Source organism: Kribbella pittospori (assembly GCF_004331465.1).
Lineage (GTDB): Bacteria > Actinomycetota > Actinomycetes > Propionibacteriales > Kribbellaceae > Kribbella > Kribbella pittospori.
In genome coordinates, this window is record NZ_SJKB01000001.1 from 788,636 (window position 1) to 810,427 (window position 21,792).

The following is a 21,792-nucleotide window of genomic DNA, read 5'->3' on the forward strand; positions in this document are numbered from 1 at the left end:
ACCTTGCTGAGGTGAGGCCGGCGGCTGAGCGTCGTGCTGCGGCCGGCCAGGCTGCGGCGCCTGCTGACTACCAGGCTGCTGGTTAGCACCCTGTTGCGGCTGAGACGCCTGCCCGACTCCCGCCTGCTGCGACTGCGGATAGCCGGGCTGCTGGCTGGCACCTTGCTGAGTCGGCTGCCCGGCTCCCGACTGCCCGCCGTACGGCTGGCCCTGCGGCTGTCCGCCGTACTGCTGAGCCTGCGGCTGCCCGGTGTGCTGCTGACTGGGCTGTTGCGGCTGGCTGTACTGCTGCGCCGGCGGTTGCCCGTGCGACGTACTGGATGAACGTGGCGGCGGGGGAGGAGGTGGCGGCGCCGGGGCGGGGGATTGACCGAACAACGGATCAGACGACCCACCCAGCGGCTCATGATCCAGCGGATCCGGGACCGAGTGACGCCGGTCCGCGGCCGACGGCGGTGCAGACGTGAACCACGCATCCGGTGCCGACGGCGCAGGCGACATATCAGACAACGAGTCACCCGCACCAGACCGCCCAAGCGGTCCACCCACCTCGGACTGCCCGAGCGTCTCACCCGCTGCGGATTGCCCGAGCGACTGACGCGTCCCGGACTGCCTGAGCGCCTCACCTGGCCGGGACTGCCCGAGCGTCTCACCCGCGTCGTACTGCCCCAGCGACTCGCCGGCGTCGTACGGGCCGAGCGGGTCTCCTGATGAGGGATTGCGGGGGTCGCCGTCCGGGCGGTTGTAGCCCTCGGACGGCTGTGGGGGTGCGCTGTGCCGCGCCGGCGGGCGCTGGGGTGGTTGTGGGGTCTGGTCTTCGTTCTCAGCCAACGTTGATTCCCTTGTAGGCCTGGCTCTCGGCGGTCCTCAGATCCGGCCGGTTGATCGGTATGTCGCTGATGTACGCGACGGCGGTCCCGTCACCGAGGTCGAAGACGGCCACCGTTAGCGTAAGCACTCGGGCGGTCAACTGGGTCGACTTCGCCGTCACTGTCTGCTGGATGAACCAACCCGGCTTCCCGGACCGTGTCACCGCCCCGCTCCCGGCGCTCTTGAATGTGACCGGTACGTCGCCGTACATCGACGACTGCACCTCGCGCGAAAGCCACGCCGCGGTCGCCTTCGGGTCGCCGTTGAAGCCTGAGGCGGTACCGAGCGCACCGACGAAGATGTCGGCGTACCAGTCGTTCTGGCCGTCGAAGTTCGCCTGCAGCAGCATGTACTGGCCGCTGGAGTTCTGCAGTTGAGGTACGAGCCGCTTCCGGTCGGACCATGGCGAACTCCGGCGCGGGAACGAGATCGCGTCCGACGAGATCCGCTCACCCTCATGCAACTTCGGATTCTTCGACTGCCCCGGCGTGGTAGTCCCCGAGGCACTTGGCTGCCCCGTCGGCTGCGTCCCACTCGGTTCACCCGTCGGCTGACTCGTCGGCTGGTTCTCCGGCCCCGCCTTCTCGTCGTCCCCCGAAGTGATCACAAAGAACCCAGCAATCACCAACATCACGCAAGCGACAGCCCCACCCACCATCAACCAAACCCTGCCCCCAGCCCCACCAGACTTCTTCCCCCCACCCTGCTTCCTACCCGATCCGCCGGCCTGTTGCTGCCGGCCCCAACCGTCAGCCCCACCCCGTTGCGCACCCCAGGCGTCATCGCCCGCCTGCCCGCCCCACGCCCGACCACCAACTGCCCCAGCACCAGCCGCCCCAGCACCATGCTCCCGCCGCCCCCAACTCGCACCGCCAGCCGCCTGAGCACCCCATCCCTGCCCACCGCCGGCCTGCTCCCCGCCACCCCAAGCCCCACCGCTCGTCTGCTCCCCGCCACCCCAAGCCCCACCGGCCGTCTGCTCCCCGTCGCCCCACGCCCCGGCCCCCTGCTGACCACCGTCCGCAGCCTTACGCCCCCACGGCCCAGTAGTCACCGACCCACCACTACCCGCCTGCTTGCCACTCGAGCCCGACCCACCACCCGTCGACCCGCCACTCGTGCCCGACTCACCACGTGCCGGCCCGCCACTCGTGCCCGACCGACCACCGGCCAGCCCGCCACCCCCAGCAACCGTCTGCTCGTCGGCCTCCGATCCACCACCCCACCCATCACCAGCGGCCTCCCCGCCGTCCCGCGGTTCACGCCCCCAGCCGTCACCACCCGCCGGCCCGCCGCCACCCCACGCGCCAGCGTTCGCCTGACCACCACCAGCTTGCTGCGCGCCACCCCACGCCCCGGCTCCAGCCTGACCGCCGGCCCGCGTTCCATCACCCCAGGCGTAGCCACCGGCCACCTCGCCGCCACCCGACGGTCCGGCATTCGCTTGGCCGCCACTAGCCTGCTGTCCGCCTTCCCGCGCAGCGGCTCCGGCCTGACCGCCGGACTCCGGTTGACGGCCCCAGCCGTCACCGCCCGCCTGTCCGCCGTCACCCGACGCCCCGGCGTTCTCCTGGCCACCGGCTTCCGGCTCACCACTCGCAGCCCCGGCTCCAGCCTGACCACCGGACTGCGGTTGACGACCCCAGCCGTCACTGCCCGCCTGTCCACCGGCGCCCCACGCGCCGGTGTCCTCCTGGTCACTACCGGCCTGCCGCCCACCACCCCGTGCCTCGGCTCCGGTGCGGCCGCCGGGCTGCGTTCCACCACGCCAGCCCTCGGCACCGGTCTGCTCGCCGCCACGCGACGGCCCACCGGTCGCTTGGCCATCACCTGCCTGCTGTTCGCCTTCCCACGCCCCGGCTCCGGCCTGACCACCGGACTGTGGTTGACGGCCCCAGCCATCACTGCCCGCCTGTCCGCCATCACCCCACGACCCGGCGTTCCCCTGACCACCGGCCTGCTGCTCAGCACCCCACGAGCCAGCGCCGCCTTGCGGGTTGTCCGCGTCGGGCTGCTCTCCGCCTCCCCAAGCCGTGCCACCAGTCGGCTGTCCACCCGACGAGCCACCAGCCGCCTGATCCCCACCGCGGGCTCCGGCATCCGGCCGCTCGCCCACACCTGCTTGCCCACCACCCCGAGGTCCGGCAGCCACCGACCCACCACTCGCCGTTTGGTCAGCGCTCTCGGTCTGCCGGGTGCTCGACGGTACGGCGTTGTCCCGACCGGCTCCCGTCTGCTGGCCGACGCTCCAGGGTTCGGCCGTCACCGATCCGCTAGTCGTCTTCTGCTCGCCGCTCGACGGTACGGAGTTCTCGCCAGCGGTAGGCGTCTGCTGCACGCTGCCGCGCGGTCCGGTGTTCGCTTGGCTGTCGCCAGGCTGCTGGTCGCCGCGCTGCGGTCCGGCGGTGGCCGAGGTACCACTCGCTGTCTGCTCACCGGACTCGGTCTGGGTGGCACCCCACGATCCGGCGGGTTCCGGATCGCCGTCGCCTGGGTGCTGCTGTACGTCGTCAGCCGATGGGTCAGCGTTCGTTCGCGGGTTGTCTGCGTCCGTCTGGTCGTCGGGATCTGTCGCTGCGTTACCAGGGCGCGCTATGCCCAAGGGAACAACGTTCGTGTGCTGCGGGTCGTCGGCTGCCTGATCCGGATGACTGTTTGACGGCTCGTCGGCTGTCTGTGCTGCCGGAGGGCCTGGAGTCTCGACAGGTGTTTGCTCTGCATCAGCCCGGGTGCTGCCACCGGTCTGGCCTGTGCTGGTCGAGTGGTCGTCGCCGGTCGTTTGCCCGCGGGGCTCGGCGTTCGGCTGGTTGTTGGCCGGGCGAACCCACGGGTTGTTGGCTGCCTGCTGAGGTTCGTCGTTGGTCGTGTGCTGGGTGGCCGACCCGGTGTCCGTCGGCGCGGCGTTGGCGTCCGTTTGTACGGCGGTTGTCGGGGGCTCGTCCGGTGCTTGCTGTGGGTTGCCGGGAGCATCTGCGGTGGCCTGGGGGTTGTCGGCGGTTATCTGTTTTGCCGGCAACTCGGCGGTCGTGTCGGGGTCGCTGATGGTTGGCTGTGGGCGGGTTCGCCAGGCTTCGTCGGCTGCCTGTTGGGCGGGGCGTTGAGGACCGGCGGGTGCCTGGTCGGTGTCGTTGGGCTGGTGTGCCTTTGGGGAGACTGGTTGGTTGCTGTCCTCGGAGGTTTGCTCTGCGGGCGCGTGGTTGCTGGCTGCCTCTTGTGCGATGGGCCGCGGGGTAGAGCTGTTGGGTTGCTGCTCTGCTGGAGTTGGCTGTTCTGCCTGGGGATCCGCGGTTGGGTGGGTGCGGCCGGCTATCTGGGGGGTATTGCCCAATCGCTCGGCGGCTGTTTCTTTGGCGGTTGCCTGGCGCGACGGCTGTTCCTCGAGCGGAGTTTGGTCGTGGGTGGGAGGTTGCTGGACGCCCCAGAGGCGTTGGGCTTCGTTGGCGTCGGCTTGTTGGACTCCCCAGGTTTGGCTGGCCTGGTGGGTGGCCCAGTCGGAGGGCTGGCCGGTGGCGTCGTGCTCGGGGTTGGGGGGCTGGCCTGCGTTCTCGGTGGGCTGGTTCGCCGGGTCCTGCGGCTTGAGGGTTTGGATGTTGGGGTGGTCTTGTGAAGGGTCCTGGGGGTTGCGGGGGGCCCACTGGTCTGGGGTCGTGGGGGTGACGAGCTGGGGGTTCCAGGTCGCTCGGGTGCGGTCCGTTGGGTCCAGGTTGGCTTGTGGTGTGTGCTGCTCTACGGGCGGCGTGTGGTCAGCCGGCTCGTTCACAGTTGGTGCCGAACTCGCCTCGCCTGCCGCCGGGTTGGATTCGGCGGGGAGGTGTTCGTGTTCGGTGCGGTTGGTCCATTGGGTCCCGTTCCACCAGCGGATGGTGTTGGGCTGGCCGGTGGGGTCCGGGTACCAGCCTGCGGGAGGGTTGCTCATGAAGTCACGGTAACTTCGGCGCGTGTCAGTCGAGCGGTCGTTTTACTGCGTCAGATGCCGTCCTCTTGGCCGAGGCTGAAGGCTGCCTCGAGGTCGTGCGAGGAGTACGCGCGGAACGCGATGTGGGTCTCGGTACTGACGACGCCGGGCACCCGGTTGACGTGGTCGGGGATGACGGTGGCGAGGTCGTCGTGGTGGGCGACCCGGACCATCGCGATCAGGTCGAGCCCGCCGGTGACGGAGTACACCTCGCTGACACCCTCGATCGCCGCCACCTGCTCGGCGACCTCCGGGATCCGTGCGACGTCGGCCTTGATGAACACGATCGCGGTGACCATGCCGTCCTCTCCTAGAGCTCACATCCCAACCCGCTGAAGCATAATGCCGCCCCCTGCCAGCACTCACGACGGAGCGGGATCAGACCGGATCCAGCCGCTGGAGCGCCGCGGCGGTCGAGGGATCGGCCGGAAGGAACGCCTCCATGCGCAGCTCGGACACAGTCACGTCAACAGCTGTCCCGAAGCGGGTGAGGGTCGTGATGAGGCGCAGGTCGCCCTGAGCGGATCGGAGCTGCAGCGGTACGGCGAACCCCAGGTGGTCGGGCGTGAGGTCGGGTCGCGGCGGGACGAGCCGGGTGAGTTCCTCGATGAGGGCATCGGACTCGGGAGCTGGGTTCTGCAACGCCTCGCGCGTCAGAGCGTCGATCACATGCCACGACCACTGGGGAAAGTTGAGGATCCGAGGCGCAAGGCCGTCAGGATGGAGGAGCAGGCGCGGGACGTTGATCGGCGCGCTCAGCAATCCATCCGAGATCCCGGTCGCGAGCACGTGGAAGGTCCGGTTCGCGAGCACCAGGTCACCCCGCCGATCGACCACGACAGCCGGGTACGGGCGATGGCCCTCGACGATCCCGGTCAGCGCAGTCCGGATCGCCCCGAGACCCACTTCGTCGTACGGCGTCTCGTCGTACGCCGGGGCGTACCCGCCGGCCAGCAGCAGTGCGTTGCGGTCGCGCAGCGGGAGTTGGAGCGACTCGGCGAGCCGGATGACCATCTCGCGACCGGGGATCGAGCGGCCGCTCTCGATGAAGCTGACGTGGCGTTGGGTGGTGCCGGCTCGTACGGCGAGCTCCAGTTGGCTGACACGCCGGCGCGTCCGCCAGAGGCGGAGGCCCGCTGACAGGTCGGAGGGACGCGTGGAGATCAGCACCCGTCCTGTCTAGCCGATGGCACCGACAGTTCCGGCGCTATACCTGCGAGGGAATTGTTCGCGGGCAGGGCCCCTCGGCAAGGTCGTAGCAAGGGAGGCACCCCGTCGCCCGGTCACGAGGAGGAATGTCTTGTCCGATGTGAAGAACCTGGCCGAGGAACTGGCCGATCGGTACGTCGCGGTGTGGAACGAGCCCGATCCCGTCGTACGCCGCAAGGCGGTCGAAGAACTGTGGACCGAGGACGGTGTCCATCTGCTCGAGCCGCCGGAGGAGATGGTGACGCGGGCGGCAGAGATCGGGGTGGTCGCGGCTCTGGAGGCTCGTGGTCATGAAGCGCTGAGTCGACGGGTGACGCGGGCGTACGACGAGTTCGTGGCCCCGGGGGAGTTCGTGTTCCGGCGGCGAGGTGACGCCGCGGCGCTGAGTGACATGGTGAAGCTGCGCTGGGAGATGGTGCCGGCGGCCGGCGGAGAGGTGCTTGCCGTGGGCATCGATCTGCTGGTGCTCGGCGCGGATGGGCGAATCCAGAAGGACTATCAGTTCATCGAGGCGTGAGCGCCGGACCGACTGGGCGCATCCGCCGGCGGCGCTCGGTGGGGTGTTGGTGCTGCTCGGAATGGGAGTTGTCGAGACGGGTCAAGTGCCGGGCGGCGCCGGAGATCGGACAGGTCCAGGTGCCGTCCATCTCGACCAGGCGGATGCCGGGCTGGTCCAGCCAGCGGAGCACGAGGTCGATCTCCTCGGGCGAAGCTGAGGCGACCGGTCCGATACCCGGGAGCACGGTCTCGGCAGATGCCCGGAGCATGTCGAGGTACTTGCGCGGATCCGTGCCCCGCGGGCTGATCCCGGCGGCCGCGAGCCGGCCGCGGCGGATCACGTGGAGCTCCCAGCCGCCGTCGTCGGTACGCCGGGCCGCGCAGATCTCCGCGCAGCCGGTCACCGACGCCATCCGCTGCATCCGCGCCGAACTCCGCACGAACGCACTCAACCGATCCCGATGGACGGCGGCATCCTCGAACCGCTCGTCCGCCGACAGGATGTCGATCCGCCGGTCCAGCGCCTCGACGACCGGTGTCGGGTCCGCGGTCAGCGCTGTCCGCAGCGCCGTCACGAACTCGCCGTACGAATCCGCGGAGATCCGCCCGTCGCACGGCGCCACGCAGCGGCCCATCTCCGCCAGCACACACGGAGACAGCTGTGGCGTCCGCGACATCCGTGCCGTGCACTGCCGGATCGGGAACGCCTCGTGCAGCGCCGCCATCGCCCGCTCGGCCGTCTTGCGCGAACTGAAGGGCCCGAGATAGCCCGCGTCGTCGTCCTTCACCTGTTTCACCAGCGACAGTCGCGGAAACGGTTCGACAGTGACCTTCAGCCAGTGTTGCCGCTCCGGGAACTTCGACCTGCGGTTGTATCGCGGCTTGTGCTCCGCGATCAGCCGCAGTTCGCGGATCTCCGCCTCGAGCGACGTCCCGCACTCGATCCCGCGGACGCCGGTCGCGATGCCGATCATCTCGCCGATCCGGGTGCGGGTCTCGGAGGCGGTGAAGTACGACCGGACCCGGTTCCGCAGGTCCTTCGACTTGCCGACGTACAGCACCTCGCCGCGGTCGTCGGTGAACAGGTACACACCCGGTGCGTGGGGCAACGTTTCGGACAGATGCCGTTTGGCTCGCACGGCCGGCGCGACCCGGGACGAGAACGTCTGCAGATCCTCCAGCGTCTGCACGCCCAGCGAGCCGACGCGTTCGAACAGACCGTGCAGCACGTCGACCGTCGCGCGGGCGTCCGACAACGCGCGGTGGTTCGGCGTCGTGGTCGCGCGGAACAGCTTGGCCAGCGTGCCGAGCTTGCAGTTCGGCGCCTCGTCGGGGGTGATCACCCGGCGCGCCAGCAGGGCGGTGTCGACGACGGCGAAATCGGGCCAGTCGTACCCGTGCACGAGGCTGTCGTGTTTGAGGAAGCCCATGTCGAACGGCGCGTTGTGCGCCACCATCACGCAGCCCCGGGCGAACTCGAGGAAGGCCGGTAGCACCGAATCGATCCGGGGTGACGAGGCAACCATCAGGTTGGTGATGCCGGTCAGCACGGCGATGAACGGCGGGATCGGATCGGCCGGGTTCACCAGCGTCTGGAATTCGCCCAGCACCTCGCCGCCGCGGACCTTCACCGCGCCGATCTCGGTGATCCCGGATTCGCCCGGGGCGCCACCGGTGGTCTCCAGGTCGACGATGCAGAACGTGATGTCGCGCAGCGGCGTACCGAGGTCGTCGAAACTCGGCTGGACGCCACGGATCGGCATCAGCGGTTCCGGTTCCGGCGCGCGCACTGGGCTGGTCATGTCCACGACGCTAAGAGCCCCCACCGACAATTCCGCAGGTGACACGCGAGAGAGTCGACTACGCTCTCTGTATGCGTACACAGGCGATCACCGCGAAACCGGCCGTCGCGCCGGGCCGTTGTGGTCTGCATCACTGGCCACGGTCTTCGTGCCGCCAGGCCATCGTCCGGGCCGGACTGCGGACCGGTGACTGAGACAGGCACCGCCGCGAGCTCCGCCGCTACCTCCTTGCCCGAACCGGTCCGGCAACGGGTCCTTGCCCTCGCCGCGCACGCTCTCGGCCAGCTGCCCGCGTCCGACATCCCGGCCCCGCTGCGCCGGTTCGCGAGTTTCGCGCCGGCCAAACGAGCGAAGCTGTCGGCGTCCGTGCTCGGCCCGATCCTGGAGACGGACGACCACTTCCGCCGGCTCGCGGCCTTCCAGGTACGCCGGGAGCACCCGGAGCTGGGCGACGCGGTGGCAGAAGGAGTGCCGGTGCCGGCCGCGGACCCGGTCGAGGTCGCGGCGCTGGCGTACTTGCTGCGTCCTGACGACTGGGAGCAGCACGTCGCTGCGGCCGCGCAGGTCCCGGTCGAGTCGCCCCGCGCGGACGACGAAGCCGTCACCAGACTCTCGGACCAGCTCGACCAGGCCCGGACCGAGACGCGGCAGGTTCGCGAACGGCTTCGCGAACAGGTCAACGAGCTCAAGGCCGAGAACGTCACGCTCCGGCGCAAGCTGAACGAGGCGCGCCAGCGGATCAGTGGGCTGCAGAGCGATCTCGAACTGCGGACGACCGAAGCCGAGACGGCCGACGAACGCGTCGACGCCGCACGCGCCGAAGTTGAGCGTGAGCTGCGCAAGCTCCGCGCCCGCATCACCGAACTGGAAGCACTCGACTACGCAGCCCGGCGTACGGCGGGACAGGAACGGGAGATGGCGTCGACCCGCACCAGACTGCTCCTGGACACGTTGCTGGAGGCAGCGAGTGGGCTGCGGCGTGAACTGGCGCTACCGCCCGGGGGAGACCTCAGACCGGCCGACACGGTCGCAGGGATGGAGCCTGAGGCCGCTCCGATGGGCCGGACCGCTCCGGACGACGATCCGGCCTTGTTCGACGAACTGCTGGCGTTGCCGCAGGTGCATCTGATCATCGACGGCTACAACGTGACGAAGACCGCATGGCCGAACTCACCGCTGCATTCGCAGCGTCAGCGGCTGGTGACGGCGTTGGGCGCGCTGGTGGCGCAGCGCCGGATCGAAGTGACGGTGGTGTTCGACGGGGCCGAGCTGTCCGGACCGGTCCAGTTGAACCCACCACGCGGTGTGCGCGTGCGGTTCAGTCCGGCCGGAGTGATCGCAGATGAGGTGATCCGGCAACTGGTCCGGGCCGAACCGCCGGGACGCCCGATCGTTGTCGTCTCGACCGATCGCGAAGTTGCCGAAAGCACCATCAAGCTCGGTGCCCGCTCACTCTCCGCAACCAGTCTCATTTCGCGCATCGCCCGCGCCTAGTTCAGAAACTGTCGGCGGGGCTCTCTAGCGTCCTTCTCAGCCGGATGCAAGTCCGGGTGCTTCCCCACTTTGGAGGACGTTGTGCTGATCGACTGCGACGCTTGTGTGATGAAGGGTCCGGGTTGCCAGGACTGCGTGGTCACGGTGGTGCTCGGCTTCTCGGCGGAGCGGTCCGGAACGCTGCGGATCGACGACGACGAGCGGGCCGCCCTGGACGCGCTGGCCGAGTCCGGACTCGTGCCGCCGTTACGCCTCGTGCACGCCGTCAGCAGCATCGAGCCGGACGCTGCTGCCCAAACCCCTGACGCAGAAGGTGAAACGGCCGTTGGGTCGGGCTGATCCTTCGTTAATTTTGGATCAAACCCGAGGGGCGAATTGCACTGGTCACGAAACGGTCACTACTGTTACGTCTCGTTGCCTCAGGGTGCCGGCTGATCAGGCCGGCCGGGCAGCGGCAATGCCGAGGGAGTGGCCCGTCGGCGGATGTGGGTGAACACCCGCAGCCGGCGTGGTCGACGGGGACGGCGTCGAGCAGAGGAAGGGACCGACCGGGCTGTGTCCATCGGACGCATCAACCGCACCAAGGGAATCGCCCTCGCCGCCATCACCAGCACGGCTGTCGCTGCGGGCGTGATCTTCATCCAGACGGGAGCGGACGCGGATCCGAAGCCCACCCTGGACCAGGCCAAGAAGCAGGTCGCCACCCTGCAGCACAAGGCCGAGGAGGCCGGTGAGTCGGCCAACGATCTGCGTGGGCAGATCAGCGCCTCGGCCGTGCGGGTGAAGGCGCTGCAGGCCGGGATCGCGAAGCAGCAGGCCCAGGTGGACGCGGTGAAGCGGCAGATCGGCTCCCTGGCGGTCGCCGGGTACCAGACATCCGGGATGACGACGACGGCCCAGTTGCTGCTGTCGACGAACCCCGACCAGTTCCTCAGCCAGGCCTCCACCGCGCAGGCGTTCGCAGGCCAGCAGAACTCGGCGCTCCGCCGGTTCCAGCAGGCCCAGGGCAAGCTCGGCGACCTGCAGGCCAGCGAGCAGTCCGAACTGGCGTCGCTGAAGGCAGTCCAGACCCAGCAGGACGCGCTGAAGAAGCAGATCCAGACCAACCTGGACGCCGCCGAGAAGGTTCTCGACAAGCTCAGCGACGCGGAGCGGGCGAAGATCCAGGCGGAGAACGAGAAGGAAGCCGAGGACGCCCGGGACGAGCGCCCGAGCCGTGACGAGGACCGGATGGACGACAGCCTTCCGGTGCCGGTCAGCGGCCGCGCCGGGACGGCGGTCCAGACGGCGATGGCCCAGCTCGGCGACTCCTACGTGTGGGGTGCCGACGGGCCTGACTCCTTCGACTGCTCCGGCCTGATGATGTACGCCTGGGGCAAGGCCGGCGTCTCGCTGTCGCACTCCTCGAAGGCGCAGGCGAGCGAGGGCCGCCGGGTCAGCAAGAGCCAGCTGATGCCGGGCGACCTGGTCTTCTACTACTCGCCGATCAGCCACGTCGCGATGTACATCGGCAACGGCCGGATCGTGCACGCGAGCCGCCCGGGCAAGCCGGTGAAGACCGACCCGATCGACCTGATGCCGTACAACACCGCGGTCCGTCCGGGCTGACCTGCACCCTTGACATACTCTTCGGCTCCGGGGCACTTCCCCCGGAGCCGAGTCGTTTCACGATCGTCCAAGTGCTCTACTGTCGGAGGAGGCACGTAGTGTCCCGCCTGACTGGGGCAGGTGAGCAGCGAGGGGCCGAGGTGATCGACGAGCAGGGCGACACGGTGCCTCTCCCGGTGGTTCCCCCGGACGATCACCCACCGCTGCCGCTCGTGCGCAAGCTGCCACCGACGTTCGGTCCGATCGTGAAGAAGGTGGCGCTCGGCCTCGCCATCTGCCTGGTCGCAGGCGCCGGGTACGCCGGACTCCGGCAGATCGCCGACGCACCGGCCGATCCGAACTCGCCCGTCGCCCAGCCGCCGCAGACCTCCACGACGCCCGACGAGGCGGCCGAAGGGGTACGACGTGCCGTCGCCGGCGAAGCGGTGCTACAGAAGATGGCGGACGCGGTCGAGAACGACAACCGCACCGAGTTCCTGGCCACCATCGACCCGAAGGCGGCCGAGTTCCGGGCCACCGCGCGGACGATCTTCGCGAACCTGACCAACCTCCCGATCGGCGCCTTCTCGCTGCGCTACGTGAGTGACGACACCGGCGCGCTCACCCCGGACCGGCAGGCCGAGCTCGGCGGGTCCGAGTCCTGGCTGGCCCAGGTCGAGGTCTCCTGGCAACTCGCCGGCTACGACACCAAGCCGGCCCGCGAGATGCTCCCGGTCACCTTGGTCTCCCGCGACGGGACGACGTACGCGGCCTCGTTCTCGGAGCGGTTCGTGGCCGGGCAGCGGCGGCCGATCTGGACGCTCGGCCCGATCGACGTGGCCAAGAGCGACCACAGCCTGGTCATCAGTCTGGGCTCGGAGTCGGATGCGAAGGCCTACGTCGCGGTTGCGGATCGGGCGGCCGAATCGGTCAGCAGGGTCTGGGGCAAGAGCAACTGGCGGCAGAAGGTGATCGTCTACCTGCCCGCCAAACAGGCCCAGATGGAGGCCATCCTCGGCGCAGCGCCGAACACGTACACCCAGATCGCGGCCGTCACGATGGCAGAACTCGATACGCCACAGGTCGGTGCGCCGGTGCGGATCGTGGCGAACCCGAAGCTGTTCGAGGAGCTCGGCAAGCAGGGCCGGCGGATCGTGCTGACCCACGAGACGACGCACGTCGCGTCGACCGCCACCGCGTCACCGGTGCCGCTCTGGCTGGCCGAAGGCTTCGCGGACTACGTCGCCTTCACCGCCGTCCCCGTGCAGGACGAGTCGGCCGCGAAGGAGTTGTTCAAGGCGATCCGGGCGGGCGACGTACCGGCCACTCTGCCCACCACGCAGTCGTTCGCGGCGTCGGCGAAGGACCTGCCGCAGGCGTATGAGTCGGCCTGGCTCGCGTGCCGGCTGATCGCCGAGCGCGAGGGGCAGAGCAAGCTGGTCAAGTTCTACCGCGCGGTGCACGCGTCGAAGAGTTCGACGGGTCTGGCGGACGCGTTCAAGTCGGTCCTGGACATGACCGAGGCCGAGTTCGTTGTCGAGTGGCAGAAGTACCTCAAGAGGCTCGCCGGTGTCTGAGTCGGCCGCACGGTGGGTACCCCGTGCGTCCGCCCTGGTCCTCGCCGTCGCCCTGGTCCTGGCGATCGTCATCACGACGCCCTGGCATCTGATCGACCTGCCCAAGCCCGAGACGGCGCTGGACTTCTCCCCGGCCGAGATCGCCCGCCAGAACGCGTTCCGGCACGAGCTGTTGCCGTGGTCAACGACCTCCTGGGTGCTCGCGGTCCTGGTCCCGCTGGTGATCGGCTTCAGCCCGCTCGGCCGCCGCCTGTACGAAGCGATCCGCCTCCGCCGCTGGTGGATCGTCGTACCACTGCTGGTCGCGGGGCTCGGGCTGCTCACCAGCCTGATCACGGTACCGACCGATGTCATGGCCGAGCGGGTCTCCCGGAAGTACGGTCTCTCGGTGCAGGACTGGGGTCTGTGGACCCGCGACCGTGCAGTCAACTGGCTGCTGATGTCGTTCGCGCTGGCGGTCGTCGCCCTCGGTCTGATCGGGCTGGCGAAGCGCTGGCGCCAGGGCTGGTGGTTGCCTGCGGCGGTCGCGGCCGCCCTGCTGGTGCTCGGGGTCTCGTTCGCCTACCCGGTGCTGGTGGAGCCGCGGTTCAACTCGTTCACCTCGATGCCGGCCGGCGCCCTCCGCGACGACCTGATGAAGCTGGCCGCGGATGACGGCGTACCGGTCAAGGACGTGCTGATCGCGGACGCGTCGAAGCGCACAACCGCCTTGAATGCTTACGTTTCCGGCTTCGGATCGACCCGTCGGCTGGTCGTCTACGACACGCTCCTGAAGAACACCCCGACGGCGCAGATCCAGCTGGTGGTCGCGCACGAACTCGGGCACGCCGCGGAGGACGACGTACTGCACGGCACGTTGATCGGAGTCCTCGGTGCGGCCTTCGCGGTGACGCTGCTGAAGTTGTTGCTCGGGGCCCGGATGGCCGACCCACGCCGTACGGCGATGCTGCTGGCCCTGATCGTCGCCGGTACGACGCTCGCGTCGCCCGTGCAGAATCTGGTCAGTCGCAAGATCGAGGCCCGCGCGGACTATCACTCGCTCGAGCTGACGCACGACCCGCAGGACTTCGTCGCGATGCAGCACGACCTGGCCGTCACGAACATCTCCGGCCTGGACCCGAGCCGGTGGCGGTACTGGATGTTCGCCACCCACCCGACCGCGCCGGAGCGGATCGCGATGGGCCGGGCCTGGGCCACCGCACACGGCGAGACCGTCCCGCCGCTGGTCGACCGATGACCGTGCTCGTCGTCACCAACGACTTCCCGCCGCGGCAGGGCGGGATCGAGACGTTCGTCCGGTCGTTGTGCGATCAGCTCGAAGAGGTCGTCGTCTACACCTCCCGCTCGCCCGGCGACGCGGCGTACGACGCCGGGCTCCCGTTCCCGGTGATGCGGGACCGGACCGCGATGTTGCTGCCGACGGCCCGGGTCACGAAGTACGCCGTACGCCTGATGCGCGAGTACGACGCCGACCGGGTGCTGTTCGGCGCGGCCGCTCCACTCGGCCTGATGGGACCGGCGCTCCGACGGGCCGGGGCGCGGCGGATCGTCGCGATGACCCACGGCCACGAGACGTGGTGGGCCGGCGTACCCGGAGCGAGGCAGGCATTGCGGCGGATCGGCGACGCCGCGGACACGGTGACGACCGTCTCGTCGTGGTGCGCGGATCAGATCGCCCCGGCGCTGTCGCCGGCCGCGGTACGACGGATGCGGCGCCTGACGCCCGGGGTCGACACCGAGCGATTCTTCCCGGATTGCGGGGGAGAGCAGGTCCGCAAGGGACTCGGGCTCGAGGGCGTCCCGCTCGTCGCCTGCGTGTCGCGGCTGACTCCACGCAAGGGACAGGACACCCTGATCCGCGCCTGGCCGCGCGTCCTGGCCGCCGTACCGTCGGCGGTGCTCCTCCTGGTTGGCGGCGGTCCCGATCGCGACCGGCTCGAAGGGCTCGCGTCGGCGGTCGGCGTCCGGTCGTCGGTGGTGTTCACCGGCCCGGTGCCGTGGGCGGACATCCCGCCGTACGTCGATGCCGCGGATGTGTTCGCGATGCCGTGCCGGACCCGGCGGCTCGGGTTCGAGCCGGAGGCGCTCGGAATCGTCACGCTGGAGGCGTCCGCTACCGGGAAGCCGGTTGTGGTCGGGGACTCTGGTGGCGCCGGTGACACCGTCCGCCACGGCGAGACCGGCTACCTCGTCGACCCGTACAACCCGCTCCCGGTAGGCGTACGCATCGCGGAGCTGCTCTCCGATCCCGCACACGCCCGGGCGATGGGCGCGGCGGGCCGGGACTGGGTACGACGCGAGTGGTCCTGGGACCGCAGTGGCGCCGTACTGCGGGAGCTGCTCGACGCGTGACGAGAACGTGGTGGACGAACCTGTGGCCGGGTCGTGTACCCTGCGGATATGCATCAGATGTCCCGACTTGCCGCAGCCGTACGAGCTCAATGCTCTCCGGCTGCCGCGGCCTGACATCCTGAAACTTCCACCGGCGACCGGAAACGGTTCGCCGGTGTTGTTGTTTCCGTAGCCCGGTGGTCTGGTTCCGGTCAGTACAGACAAGGAACCGCAATCATGACCATCACCAGGACTTTCATCGACTTCTTCCTCGACCGGGGCCACGTTCCGACCACGGGTTCCACGCTCATTCCACGCCTGGGTGATCCCGTGTTGTTCACGACCTCCGGGATGCATCCGCTGACGCCTTATCTGGAAGGGGAACCTCATCCGCTGGGGCGCAGACTCACCGGTGTGCAGCGATGCCTGCGCACCACCGATCTCGACGAGGTGGGGGATCCGACCCACCTCACCGTGTTCGAGATGCTCGGCTCGTGGTCGCTCGGCGACTACGGCAGCAGCCAGACCCTGCGCTGGGGCTACGAGCTGCTGACCGAGGGCTTCAGGATCGACCCTAGCCGGCTGTATGTGACCGTGTTCGGTGGCGACGACCAGGTCCCGCTCGACCAGGAGTCACTGCAGACCTGGCAGGAGCTCGGGGTGCCGATCGAGCTGACCACCGACGACAACTGGTGGTCGAACGGCCCGACCGGTCCGTGCGGCCCCGACTCGGAGATGTTCGTCTGGACCGGCGAGGGCAGCCCGGAGGGTACGCCGAGCACCGACAAGCGCTGGGTCGAGGTGTGGAACCACGTGATGATGCGCTACCGCCGCCTCGACGACGGATCGCTCGAGGAACTCAAGCAGCGGAACATCGACACCGGGCTCGGTCTCGAGCGACTCACCATGCTGCTCGAGGGCAAGGACTCGGTCTACGAGACCTCGCTGTTCGAGCCGTGGCTGCGGCTCGTGCCGAAGCTGTGGCGGCTCGACGAGCAGTCCCAGCGGATCGTCATCGACCACCTGCGCTCCAGCATGGTGATCGTCGGCGACGGTGTGCACCCGTCGAACACCGGCCGCGGTTACGTGTTGCGCCGGCTGATCCGCCGGGTGCTGACGATCCTGTGGCGTGACGACGAGTCGCGGACGCTGTCCGACCTGCCGCTGGAGTTGTTCGAGCACACGATGAACCACTTCCACCAGGGCGAGACCGTCACACTGGTGCGGCGGATCCTGATCGACGAGGAGATCCGGTTCAGCAACCTGCTCGACCGCGGCCGGAAGGTGCTCAGCCACGAGCGGTTCCACAAGTCGCTCGACGACACCGACTACGAGTACCTGCACGAGACCCACGGCCTGCCGCGGGAGCTGGTCGACTCGTTGCGGTAGGCGCCGTGCAGCTCGACAGGAGGTATCCGGGCCCGGCCGCACGCCCGGGCGGGACGGGGCAGGGAGGCTGCGTATTACCGCCGACACCTCCTGTCGAGCTGCACCAACTCAGAGGCCGGCCGGGTCCAGGACTTCGGGGTGGCGGGGGTCCGGGGTGATGTCGGTGTCCGGGATCTCCGGAGGGGCGACCTTCCCGACCGACGACTGGGCCACGAAGGCACCGGCGAGGACGATCACGCCACCGATGATCTGGTTGGTCCGCAGCGTCTCGTTGAGCAGGATCCAGGCGAAGATGCTGGCGGCAACCACCTCGACGTACGCGACCGCGCCGCCGATGGCGGCGGACAGTCGCTGCACGGCGGCTGCGCCGGCCAGGTACGCGACGACCGTGCTGACGACGATCAGCCAGCCGGCCAGCACCCAGCCTGGCGCATGCCGGTCGCCGATCGCGATCGTGTCGACCAGCGCGTGCCACGGGATGCCCCACGGCGCCGAGATGGCGGTCAGCACGACCGCACCGACCACACTGCCGGCCGCGGTCATCACCAGCGGGTCCGCGGCGCCAGTCAGCTTCTCGATCAGGATGAAGTACGTCGCCTGGCACGCGGCCGCGGCGAGACCCGCGATCAGGCCGACCGCGTCGATCTGTACGCCGGACCAGATCTCCACCACCGTGGCCAGGCCGATCAGCGCGATGCCGACCCCGACCGCCGCGGTCCGCGGTACGGCGACCTTCTGACCGAACTTGAGCCACGCGACCACGAGCACCGGACCGGAGAACTCCAGCATCAGCGCGACGCCCACCGGCAGCCGGCTGGCCGCGATGAAGAACAGCGTCTGGCAGCCGGCGATCCCGGTCAGGCCGTAGAGGACGAGGGCCTTCCAAGACGCGCGGGCGGCGCGCAGCCCCGCGGAGCCGCGGAACGCCAGCGCGAGCGGTACGAGCAGGGCGGCGGCGCCGAGGATGCGTAACCAGGCCGCCTGTTCCGGTGAGAAGCCGGCGCCGATCAGGGCCTTGGCAAACGGTCCCGACCCACCGAAAGTGACCGCGGAGAAGACCGCGAACCCCAACCCCACCGACTTCGTGCTGTACATGGGCATAACAGTCTCATGCCCATTACAAGGCTGTCGAGCGCGATTCTCGGCAGGTGGTCAGAGCACGTTGATCGCGCGGGCCGCGACGATCCCGATGGTCAGCAGCGCGATCGCCGACTGGATCGTCATCAACGTCTTCACCCGGGCGGTCAGCGGCATCGTGTCGGTCGGGCTGAACGCGGTCGCGGCGGTGAAGGCGACGAACAGGTAGTCGGTGAATCCGGGCAGCCAGCGATCCCAGCCCGGCAGATCGACCGTCATCTGCGGGAACAGCAGGTCCGCCCGCTCCGCCTCGCGCTCGTGCTCGGGCGCCCGGGCGAACGGTCCGCCGCGGTCGATCTCCCAGTACCAGACGGCGAAGGCGACGACGTTCGTCACCCAGATCAGGAGCGCCGCCTTGACCAGCACCCTGCCGTTGTCCGCCTCACCGGAGCCGAGGAAGAAGATCAGCCCGGTCAGATAGAAGGCGTTCACCAGCACGAGTACGGCGAGCAACACGATCTCGACCCAGCGCAGCCACGGCTCGTCGCGGGTCAGGTGGAACGGGTTCGCCCAGACCAGCGGGATCAACAGGGCCGCGCCGATGGCGGGCATCAGCCAGCGCGGCAGTGTGCTGATCTCGGTCGGCACGAGCAGTTGCAGGACCAATGCCGCGATCACCGCCAGCGAAGCCGGCCAGCGCCGGATGTGCCGCATGCTGCGTGCCGCAGTCTTCGGAACCTTGTTCACTCCAGCATTCTGACCCGCGACCGCCCTCAACCGACGGAGGCGTCGACCACCGCCTGTCCAACCTCGGTACGTCGGTAGTGCACCTGATGACCCGTACGACGCCGTGACGCCAGACCGGCGTCGTGGAGCGCGGCCAAATGCTCGGCGACCGTAGCCAGCGCCAGTCCGTACTCCGCCGCGAGCGCACTGGTCGTGGACGGCGGGTCCAATGCGACCAGGAGGGTGGCGCGGGTACGACCGAGCAGACGGGCGAGTGGATCCGGGGGAGCGGGCGCGTCGGACCAGAGCCGGGCGGCTCCGCGAGCTGGGTAGACCACGGTGGGCTGGTACGTCGGGTCGACGACCATCACGAGGTACGGCCACTGGAAGACCCCCGGAACGAGGAGGAGTCCCTGGCCGGTGAGCTCTCGATCCTGATCGCGGTAGCGGGCGGCGATGAGACGGTCGTCCTCCCACGTGAGCGTGGGGTGCAGGTCGTCGAACAGTCCGGCCAGTCCACCGTCGGTGAGTTGCCGGCCGCGATAGGCGATGTCGTCCTCGAGGACGCGGCTGATCAGCGGCCAGTCGGGCCGGATCAGCGTCGTCCACGCGCTCTCGATCTCGTCCGCGAGCCGCTCTCGCGCTCCGGCCGGGTCCTCGAGCATTCCGTTGATCTCCGGTGCGGCGGGGTTGTTCAGTTCGTCGCGGGACCGGATCAACTCGGCCCGGACCCGATCGAGCGGCGTACTGCGGACGCGGGCGATCTCGGTCGCGAACTTCGCACGTGACGCCTTTGGTGGCGGGGTCAGAAAGTCAGGCGTGAACCCGGTCCGAGGCTGCAGCGCCTTCAAACCGCGCAGATCCAGTCCAGCCGCGGCCTCCCGCTTCGCCGCGACCCACGGCAAGTACAACTTCCGGTGCTTCAACCCGTGCAGCACCCGCACCGCGGACATCGTCTCCCACAGTTGCGAGGCACCGAACCGGCACCGCAACGCGTCCTTCTGCGTGAACCGCAACACCGTCATTGCACAGAACTTTCGGCCACACCCAAAACTCTACGCCCGGCCGATCTCCATCGTGCACGCTCGCGGCGTGAGTGTGACTACCCCGGCGACGTATGGCTATCGATCCGTCCTTCAGGTTCCTGGCATGCGGAGCGTGTTCCTGGCGCACGCAGTGTCGATGGTGGGGACGGTCGCGGCTCAGGTCGCTCTGTCGATCGTGGTGTTCGAGCGGACCGGGTCGGCGTTGCTGTCGGCCCTGGTGCTGGTGTGTTCGTTCCTGCCCTATGCGCTGGGTGGGGTGCTGCTGTCGTCAGTCGCGGACCGGTTCCCGGCGCGACGGGTGCTGGTGGTTTGCGATGTGTTGAGTGCGGTGTGCATCGGGGTGATGGTGATCCCGGGGATGCCGGTGGCCGCGTTGCTCGGGTTGCTGCTGGTGAGCGGGATCATCGCGCCGGTGTTCGCCGGGGCGCGGGCGGCGAGTCTGGCGCAGTTGCTGCCGCAGGACCTCTTCCCGATCGGACGCTCGTTGCTGCGGGCAATCAGCCAGGTGACTGTGCTGATGGGGTTCGCGCTGGGTGCGATAGCGGTGGCGGCGATCGGCTCTACCTGGCTGCTCGCACTCGACTCGGCGACTTTCCTCGCGTCCGCGCTGCTCATCGGACTGGGTACGCCGTACACTCCGGCCGGCAACCGTTCGAGCACCACGATCGCCGACTCCTGGACGGGTCTGCGTTACCTGTTCGCCAACGCCCGGCGCCGCAACCTGATCATGCTGACCTGGATCGCGCCGGCCTTCTCCTCGGTCCCGGACGGACTGGCGGTCGCCTACACCGCCCAGGCGGGCTCCGTGGCCGCGAAGGCGGGCGCCCTCTTCACCGGCTACGCGGCCGGCACAGTACTCGGCGAGCTCGTCGTCGCGCGGTTTACCCCTTCCACGCGGCGACGGCTCGTCGTTCCCTTGCTGCTCGCCAGCCAGCTTCCCGCGATCGCGTTCCTGGCCACGCCGAACGTCCCGATCGCGGCCGTCCTACTGGCGATCGCCGGCGCCGGCTACGCCTTCAACCAAGGGATCGACCCGCTGATCCTGCAGACGGTCGAACCGTCGTTCCGAGGCCGTCTGTTCACCGTTCAGACCAGCGGCCTGATGGCGATCCAGGGCGTCAGTATCGCGCTGGCCGGCGTCGTCGGAACGTTCCTCGCACCGAACCTCACCATCGCCGCCGCTGGAGTCCTCGGTACGGCGGCTACCCTGCTGATCGCTCGTCAGGCGCTCGACCGCACCACCAAGGGGGCGGTGACGAGCCGCCCGGGCTGATCGGTGTCGCCACTGATCTCCCGCAGCGCGCGCTCGAACAGGCACCGCGCGATGTCCCGCAACGGGATCCGCGCCGTCGTCAGCGGAGTGTCCAGCATGCTCGCGAACGGAAAGTCGTTGAACCCGGTGACCGCGACATCCTCGCCAACCGTGATCCCGCGCCGCTGCAAGGCCCGCATCGCGACCACGGCGTAAGCATCGTTGTCCGCCACGAACACATCCGGCCGATCGGCTTCGGCGACGTACGCCGCCACCGCCTCCAGTGAACCGAACGACCGGACGTCGGCGGACGGGAATTCCCGCAGGAACCCGGCCTGCCGTTGATGCACCCACGGCAACGCGCTGTCCGTCGCGAGGTACACGGCCCGCTCCCGGCCGGTCGACCGCAGATGCTGCGCGATCCCGACCATCGAGGTCTCGTTGTCCACATCGACCCAGCACTGCCGCTGCTGCGGACCGGTCCGCCCGAACGCCACGAACGGGAAGCGTCGCTGGCTGAGGAACTCGATCCGCTCGTCCTTCGGCATCGTCTCGAGTACGACGATCGCATCAACCTGCCGCGCCGCGATCAGCCTCTCGTAGAGCGCTATCTCAGTCGCGCCCTCGGTCGGCGTCGTGACGTGGACGCCGTACCCGGAGACCGCTGCTGCCTTCACCAGACCGCCGAGCAGACCGTGCAGGAAGCCACCCAGGCCTGGGTTCTGCTCGCTGAACGTGTCGTCCTCGAGGTACAGCGGCAACCCGATCACCTGACTGCGGCCGGACGACAGCGCCCGGGCGGCGTGGTTCGGCGTGTACCCGAGCTCCTCGATCGCGGCGCGCACGGTCTGGACCGTCGGCTCGCTCACCCGGTGCGGCGCGTTCAGCACGTTCGACACCGTCATCGCCGACACCCCGGCCAACCGGGCCACGTCCGCGACCGTCGTCCGCCGCGGTTTCTGCGTTGCCAATCCGTCCC

20 protein-coding genes are annotated in these 21,792 nt (G+C 69.1%); 12 read left to right on the top strand and 8 right to left on the bottom strand.

Going from position 1 to position 21,792, the window contains the following annotated elements; all coding sequences use genetic code 11:
• Nucleotides 1-93: 93 nt before the first annotated feature.
• Nucleotides 94-324 carry a hypothetical protein gene (locus E0H73_RS03605; protein WP_131351127.1) on the top strand — a complete coding sequence of 77 codons (231 nt, stop codon included), beginning with the start codon at nt 94-96 and terminating at the stop codon, nt 322-324.
• A 258-nt stretch (nt 325-582) separates the two neighbouring features.
• Nucleotides 583-711, top strand: coding sequence for a hypothetical protein (locus E0H73_RS47890; RefSeq protein WP_272949110.1), 129 nt, complete (start codon nt 583-585; stop codon nt 709-711).
• 112 nt (nt 712-823) lie between these two features.
• Here the strand turns inward: E0H73_RS47890 and E0H73_RS03610 are convergent, their stop codons facing one another.
• Nucleotides 824-1,333, bottom strand: coding sequence for a hypothetical protein (locus tag E0H73_RS03610; protein WP_131351130.1), 510 nt, complete (start codon nt 1,331-1,333; stop codon nt 824-826).
• A gap of 870 nt (nt 1,334-2,203) precedes the next feature.
• Here E0H73_RS03610 and E0H73_RS03615 point away from each other — a divergent pair.
• The gene (locus E0H73_RS03615; RefSeq protein ID WP_165555476.1) at nt 2,204-3,529 is read left to right on the top strand and encodes a hypothetical protein; all 1,326 of its coding nucleotides are present in this window, start codon (nt 2,204-2,206) and stop codon (nt 3,527-3,529) included.
• 1,307 nt (nt 3,530-4,836) lie between these two features.
• Here E0H73_RS03615 and E0H73_RS03620 read toward each other — a convergent pair.
• Together E0H73_RS03620 and E0H73_RS03625 are read right to left on the bottom strand one after the other, a co-directional pair.
• Nucleotides 4,837-5,124 (bottom strand): Lrp/AsnC family transcriptional regulator, encoded by a 288-nt coding sequence (locus E0H73_RS03620; RefSeq protein ID WP_131351149.1) that lies wholly within the window; start codon nt 5,122-5,124, stop codon nt 4,837-4,839.
• Between the two features lie 79 nt (nt 5,125-5,203).
• Entirely contained in the window at nt 5,204-5,995 is a 792-nt protein-coding gene (locus E0H73_RS03625; RefSeq protein WP_131351152.1) for a helix-turn-helix domain-containing protein, read from the bottom strand.
• Nucleotides 5,996-6,125: 130 nt separating this feature from the next.
• On the opposite strand from E0H73_RS03625, the gene E0H73_RS03630 reads away from it, so the two are divergent.
• The gene (locus E0H73_RS03630) at nt 6,126-6,551 is read left to right on the top strand and encodes a hypothetical protein (RefSeq protein ID WP_420323415.1); all 426 of its coding nucleotides are present in this window, start codon (nt 6,126-6,128) and stop codon (nt 6,549-6,551) included.
• Here the strand turns inward: E0H73_RS03630 and E0H73_RS03635 are convergent.
• Complete coding sequence (locus E0H73_RS03635; protein WP_131351155.1) at nt 6,538-8,334, bottom strand: DEDD exonuclease domain-containing protein; 1,797 nt, start codon at nt 8,332-8,334, stop codon at nt 6,538-6,540. The genes E0H73_RS03630 and E0H73_RS03635 overlap by 14 nt on opposite strands.
• A 186-nt stretch (nt 8,335-8,520) precedes the next feature.
• Here E0H73_RS03635 and E0H73_RS03640 point away from each other — a divergent pair, with 186 nt between their 5' ends.
• The 7 genes from E0H73_RS03640 (at nt 8,521) to E0H73_RS03670 (ending at nt 16,712) form a co-directional block, all read left to right on the top strand.
• The gene (locus E0H73_RS03640) at nt 8,521-9,828 is read left to right on the top strand and encodes an NYN domain-containing protein (protein ID WP_131351158.1); all 1,308 of its coding nucleotides are present in this window, start codon (nt 8,521-8,523) and stop codon (nt 9,826-9,828) included.
• Between the two features lie 108 nt (nt 9,829-9,936).
• Nucleotides 9,937-10,167: a hypothetical protein gene (locus tag E0H73_RS03645; RefSeq protein ID WP_337590312.1), complete on the top strand. Its 231-nt coding sequence runs from the start codon at nt 9,937-9,939 to the stop codon at nt 10,165-10,167.
• A 216-nt stretch (nt 10,168-10,383) separates the two neighbouring features.
• Nucleotides 10,384-11,436, top strand: a complete 1,053-nt coding sequence (locus E0H73_RS03650) for a C40 family peptidase (RefSeq protein ID WP_131351164.1) — start codon at nt 10,384-10,386, stop codon at nt 11,434-11,436.
• A gap of 98 nt (nt 11,437-11,534) precedes the next feature.
• Nucleotides 11,535-12,992, top strand: coding sequence for a hypothetical protein (locus E0H73_RS03655; protein ID WP_131351167.1), 1,458 nt, complete (start codon nt 11,535-11,537; stop codon nt 12,990-12,992).
• Nucleotides 12,985-14,229 (top strand): M48 family metallopeptidase, encoded by a 1,245-nt coding sequence (locus tag E0H73_RS03660; protein ID WP_131351170.1) that lies wholly within the window; start codon nt 12,985-12,987, stop codon nt 14,227-14,229. The genes E0H73_RS03655 and E0H73_RS03660 overlap by 8 nt, the downstream gene beginning before the upstream one ends.
• Nucleotides 14,226-15,344 (top strand): glycosyltransferase family 4 protein, encoded by a 1,119-nt coding sequence (locus E0H73_RS03665; RefSeq protein ID WP_131351173.1) that lies wholly within the window; start codon nt 14,226-14,228, stop codon nt 15,342-15,344. Before E0H73_RS03660 ends, E0H73_RS03665 begins: the two co-directional genes overlap by 4 nt.
• A gap of 216 nt (nt 15,345-15,560) precedes the next feature.
• Complete coding sequence (locus E0H73_RS03670) at nt 15,561-16,712, top strand: alanine--tRNA ligase-related protein (RefSeq protein WP_131351176.1); 1,152 nt, start codon at nt 15,561-15,563, stop codon at nt 16,710-16,712.
• Nucleotides 16,713-16,820: 108 nt separating this feature from the next.
• On the opposite strand, the gene E0H73_RS03675 is transcribed toward E0H73_RS03670, so the two are convergent.
• The 3 genes from E0H73_RS03675 to E0H73_RS03685 are packed head-to-tail and all read right to left on the bottom strand — an operon-like array spanning nt 16,821 to nt 19,540.
• On the bottom strand, nt 16,821-17,807 hold the full coding sequence (locus tag E0H73_RS03675; RefSeq protein WP_238163785.1) for an EamA family transporter: 987 nt from the start codon (nt 17,805-17,807) through the stop codon (nt 16,821-16,823).
• Nucleotides 17,808-17,864: 57 nt separating this feature from the next.
• Nucleotides 17,865-18,536, bottom strand: a complete 672-nt coding sequence (locus E0H73_RS03680) for a DUF1345 domain-containing protein (protein ID WP_131351182.1) — start codon at nt 18,534-18,536, stop codon at nt 17,865-17,867.
• A gap of 26 nt (nt 18,537-18,562) precedes the next feature.
• On the bottom strand, nt 18,563-19,540 hold the full coding sequence (locus tag E0H73_RS03685) for an ArsR/SmtB family transcription factor (protein ID WP_202867187.1): 978 nt from the start codon (nt 19,538-19,540) through the stop codon (nt 18,563-18,565).
• A 67-nt stretch (nt 19,541-19,607) separates the two neighbouring features.
• Between E0H73_RS03685 and E0H73_RS03690 the strand changes: the two genes are divergently transcribed.
• A complete protein-coding gene (locus E0H73_RS03690; protein WP_238163786.1) occupies nt 19,608-20,834 on the top strand; it encodes an MFS transporter in 1,227 nt (408 codons plus the stop codon).
• Here E0H73_RS03690 and E0H73_RS03695 read toward each other — a convergent pair.
• Nucleotides 20,783-21,784, bottom strand: coding sequence for a LacI family DNA-binding transcriptional regulator (locus E0H73_RS03695; RefSeq protein WP_131351185.1), 1,002 nt, complete (start codon nt 21,782-21,784; stop codon nt 20,783-20,785). The genes E0H73_RS03690 and E0H73_RS03695 overlap by 52 nt on opposite strands.
• Nucleotides 21,785-21,792: the final 8 nt, after the last annotated feature.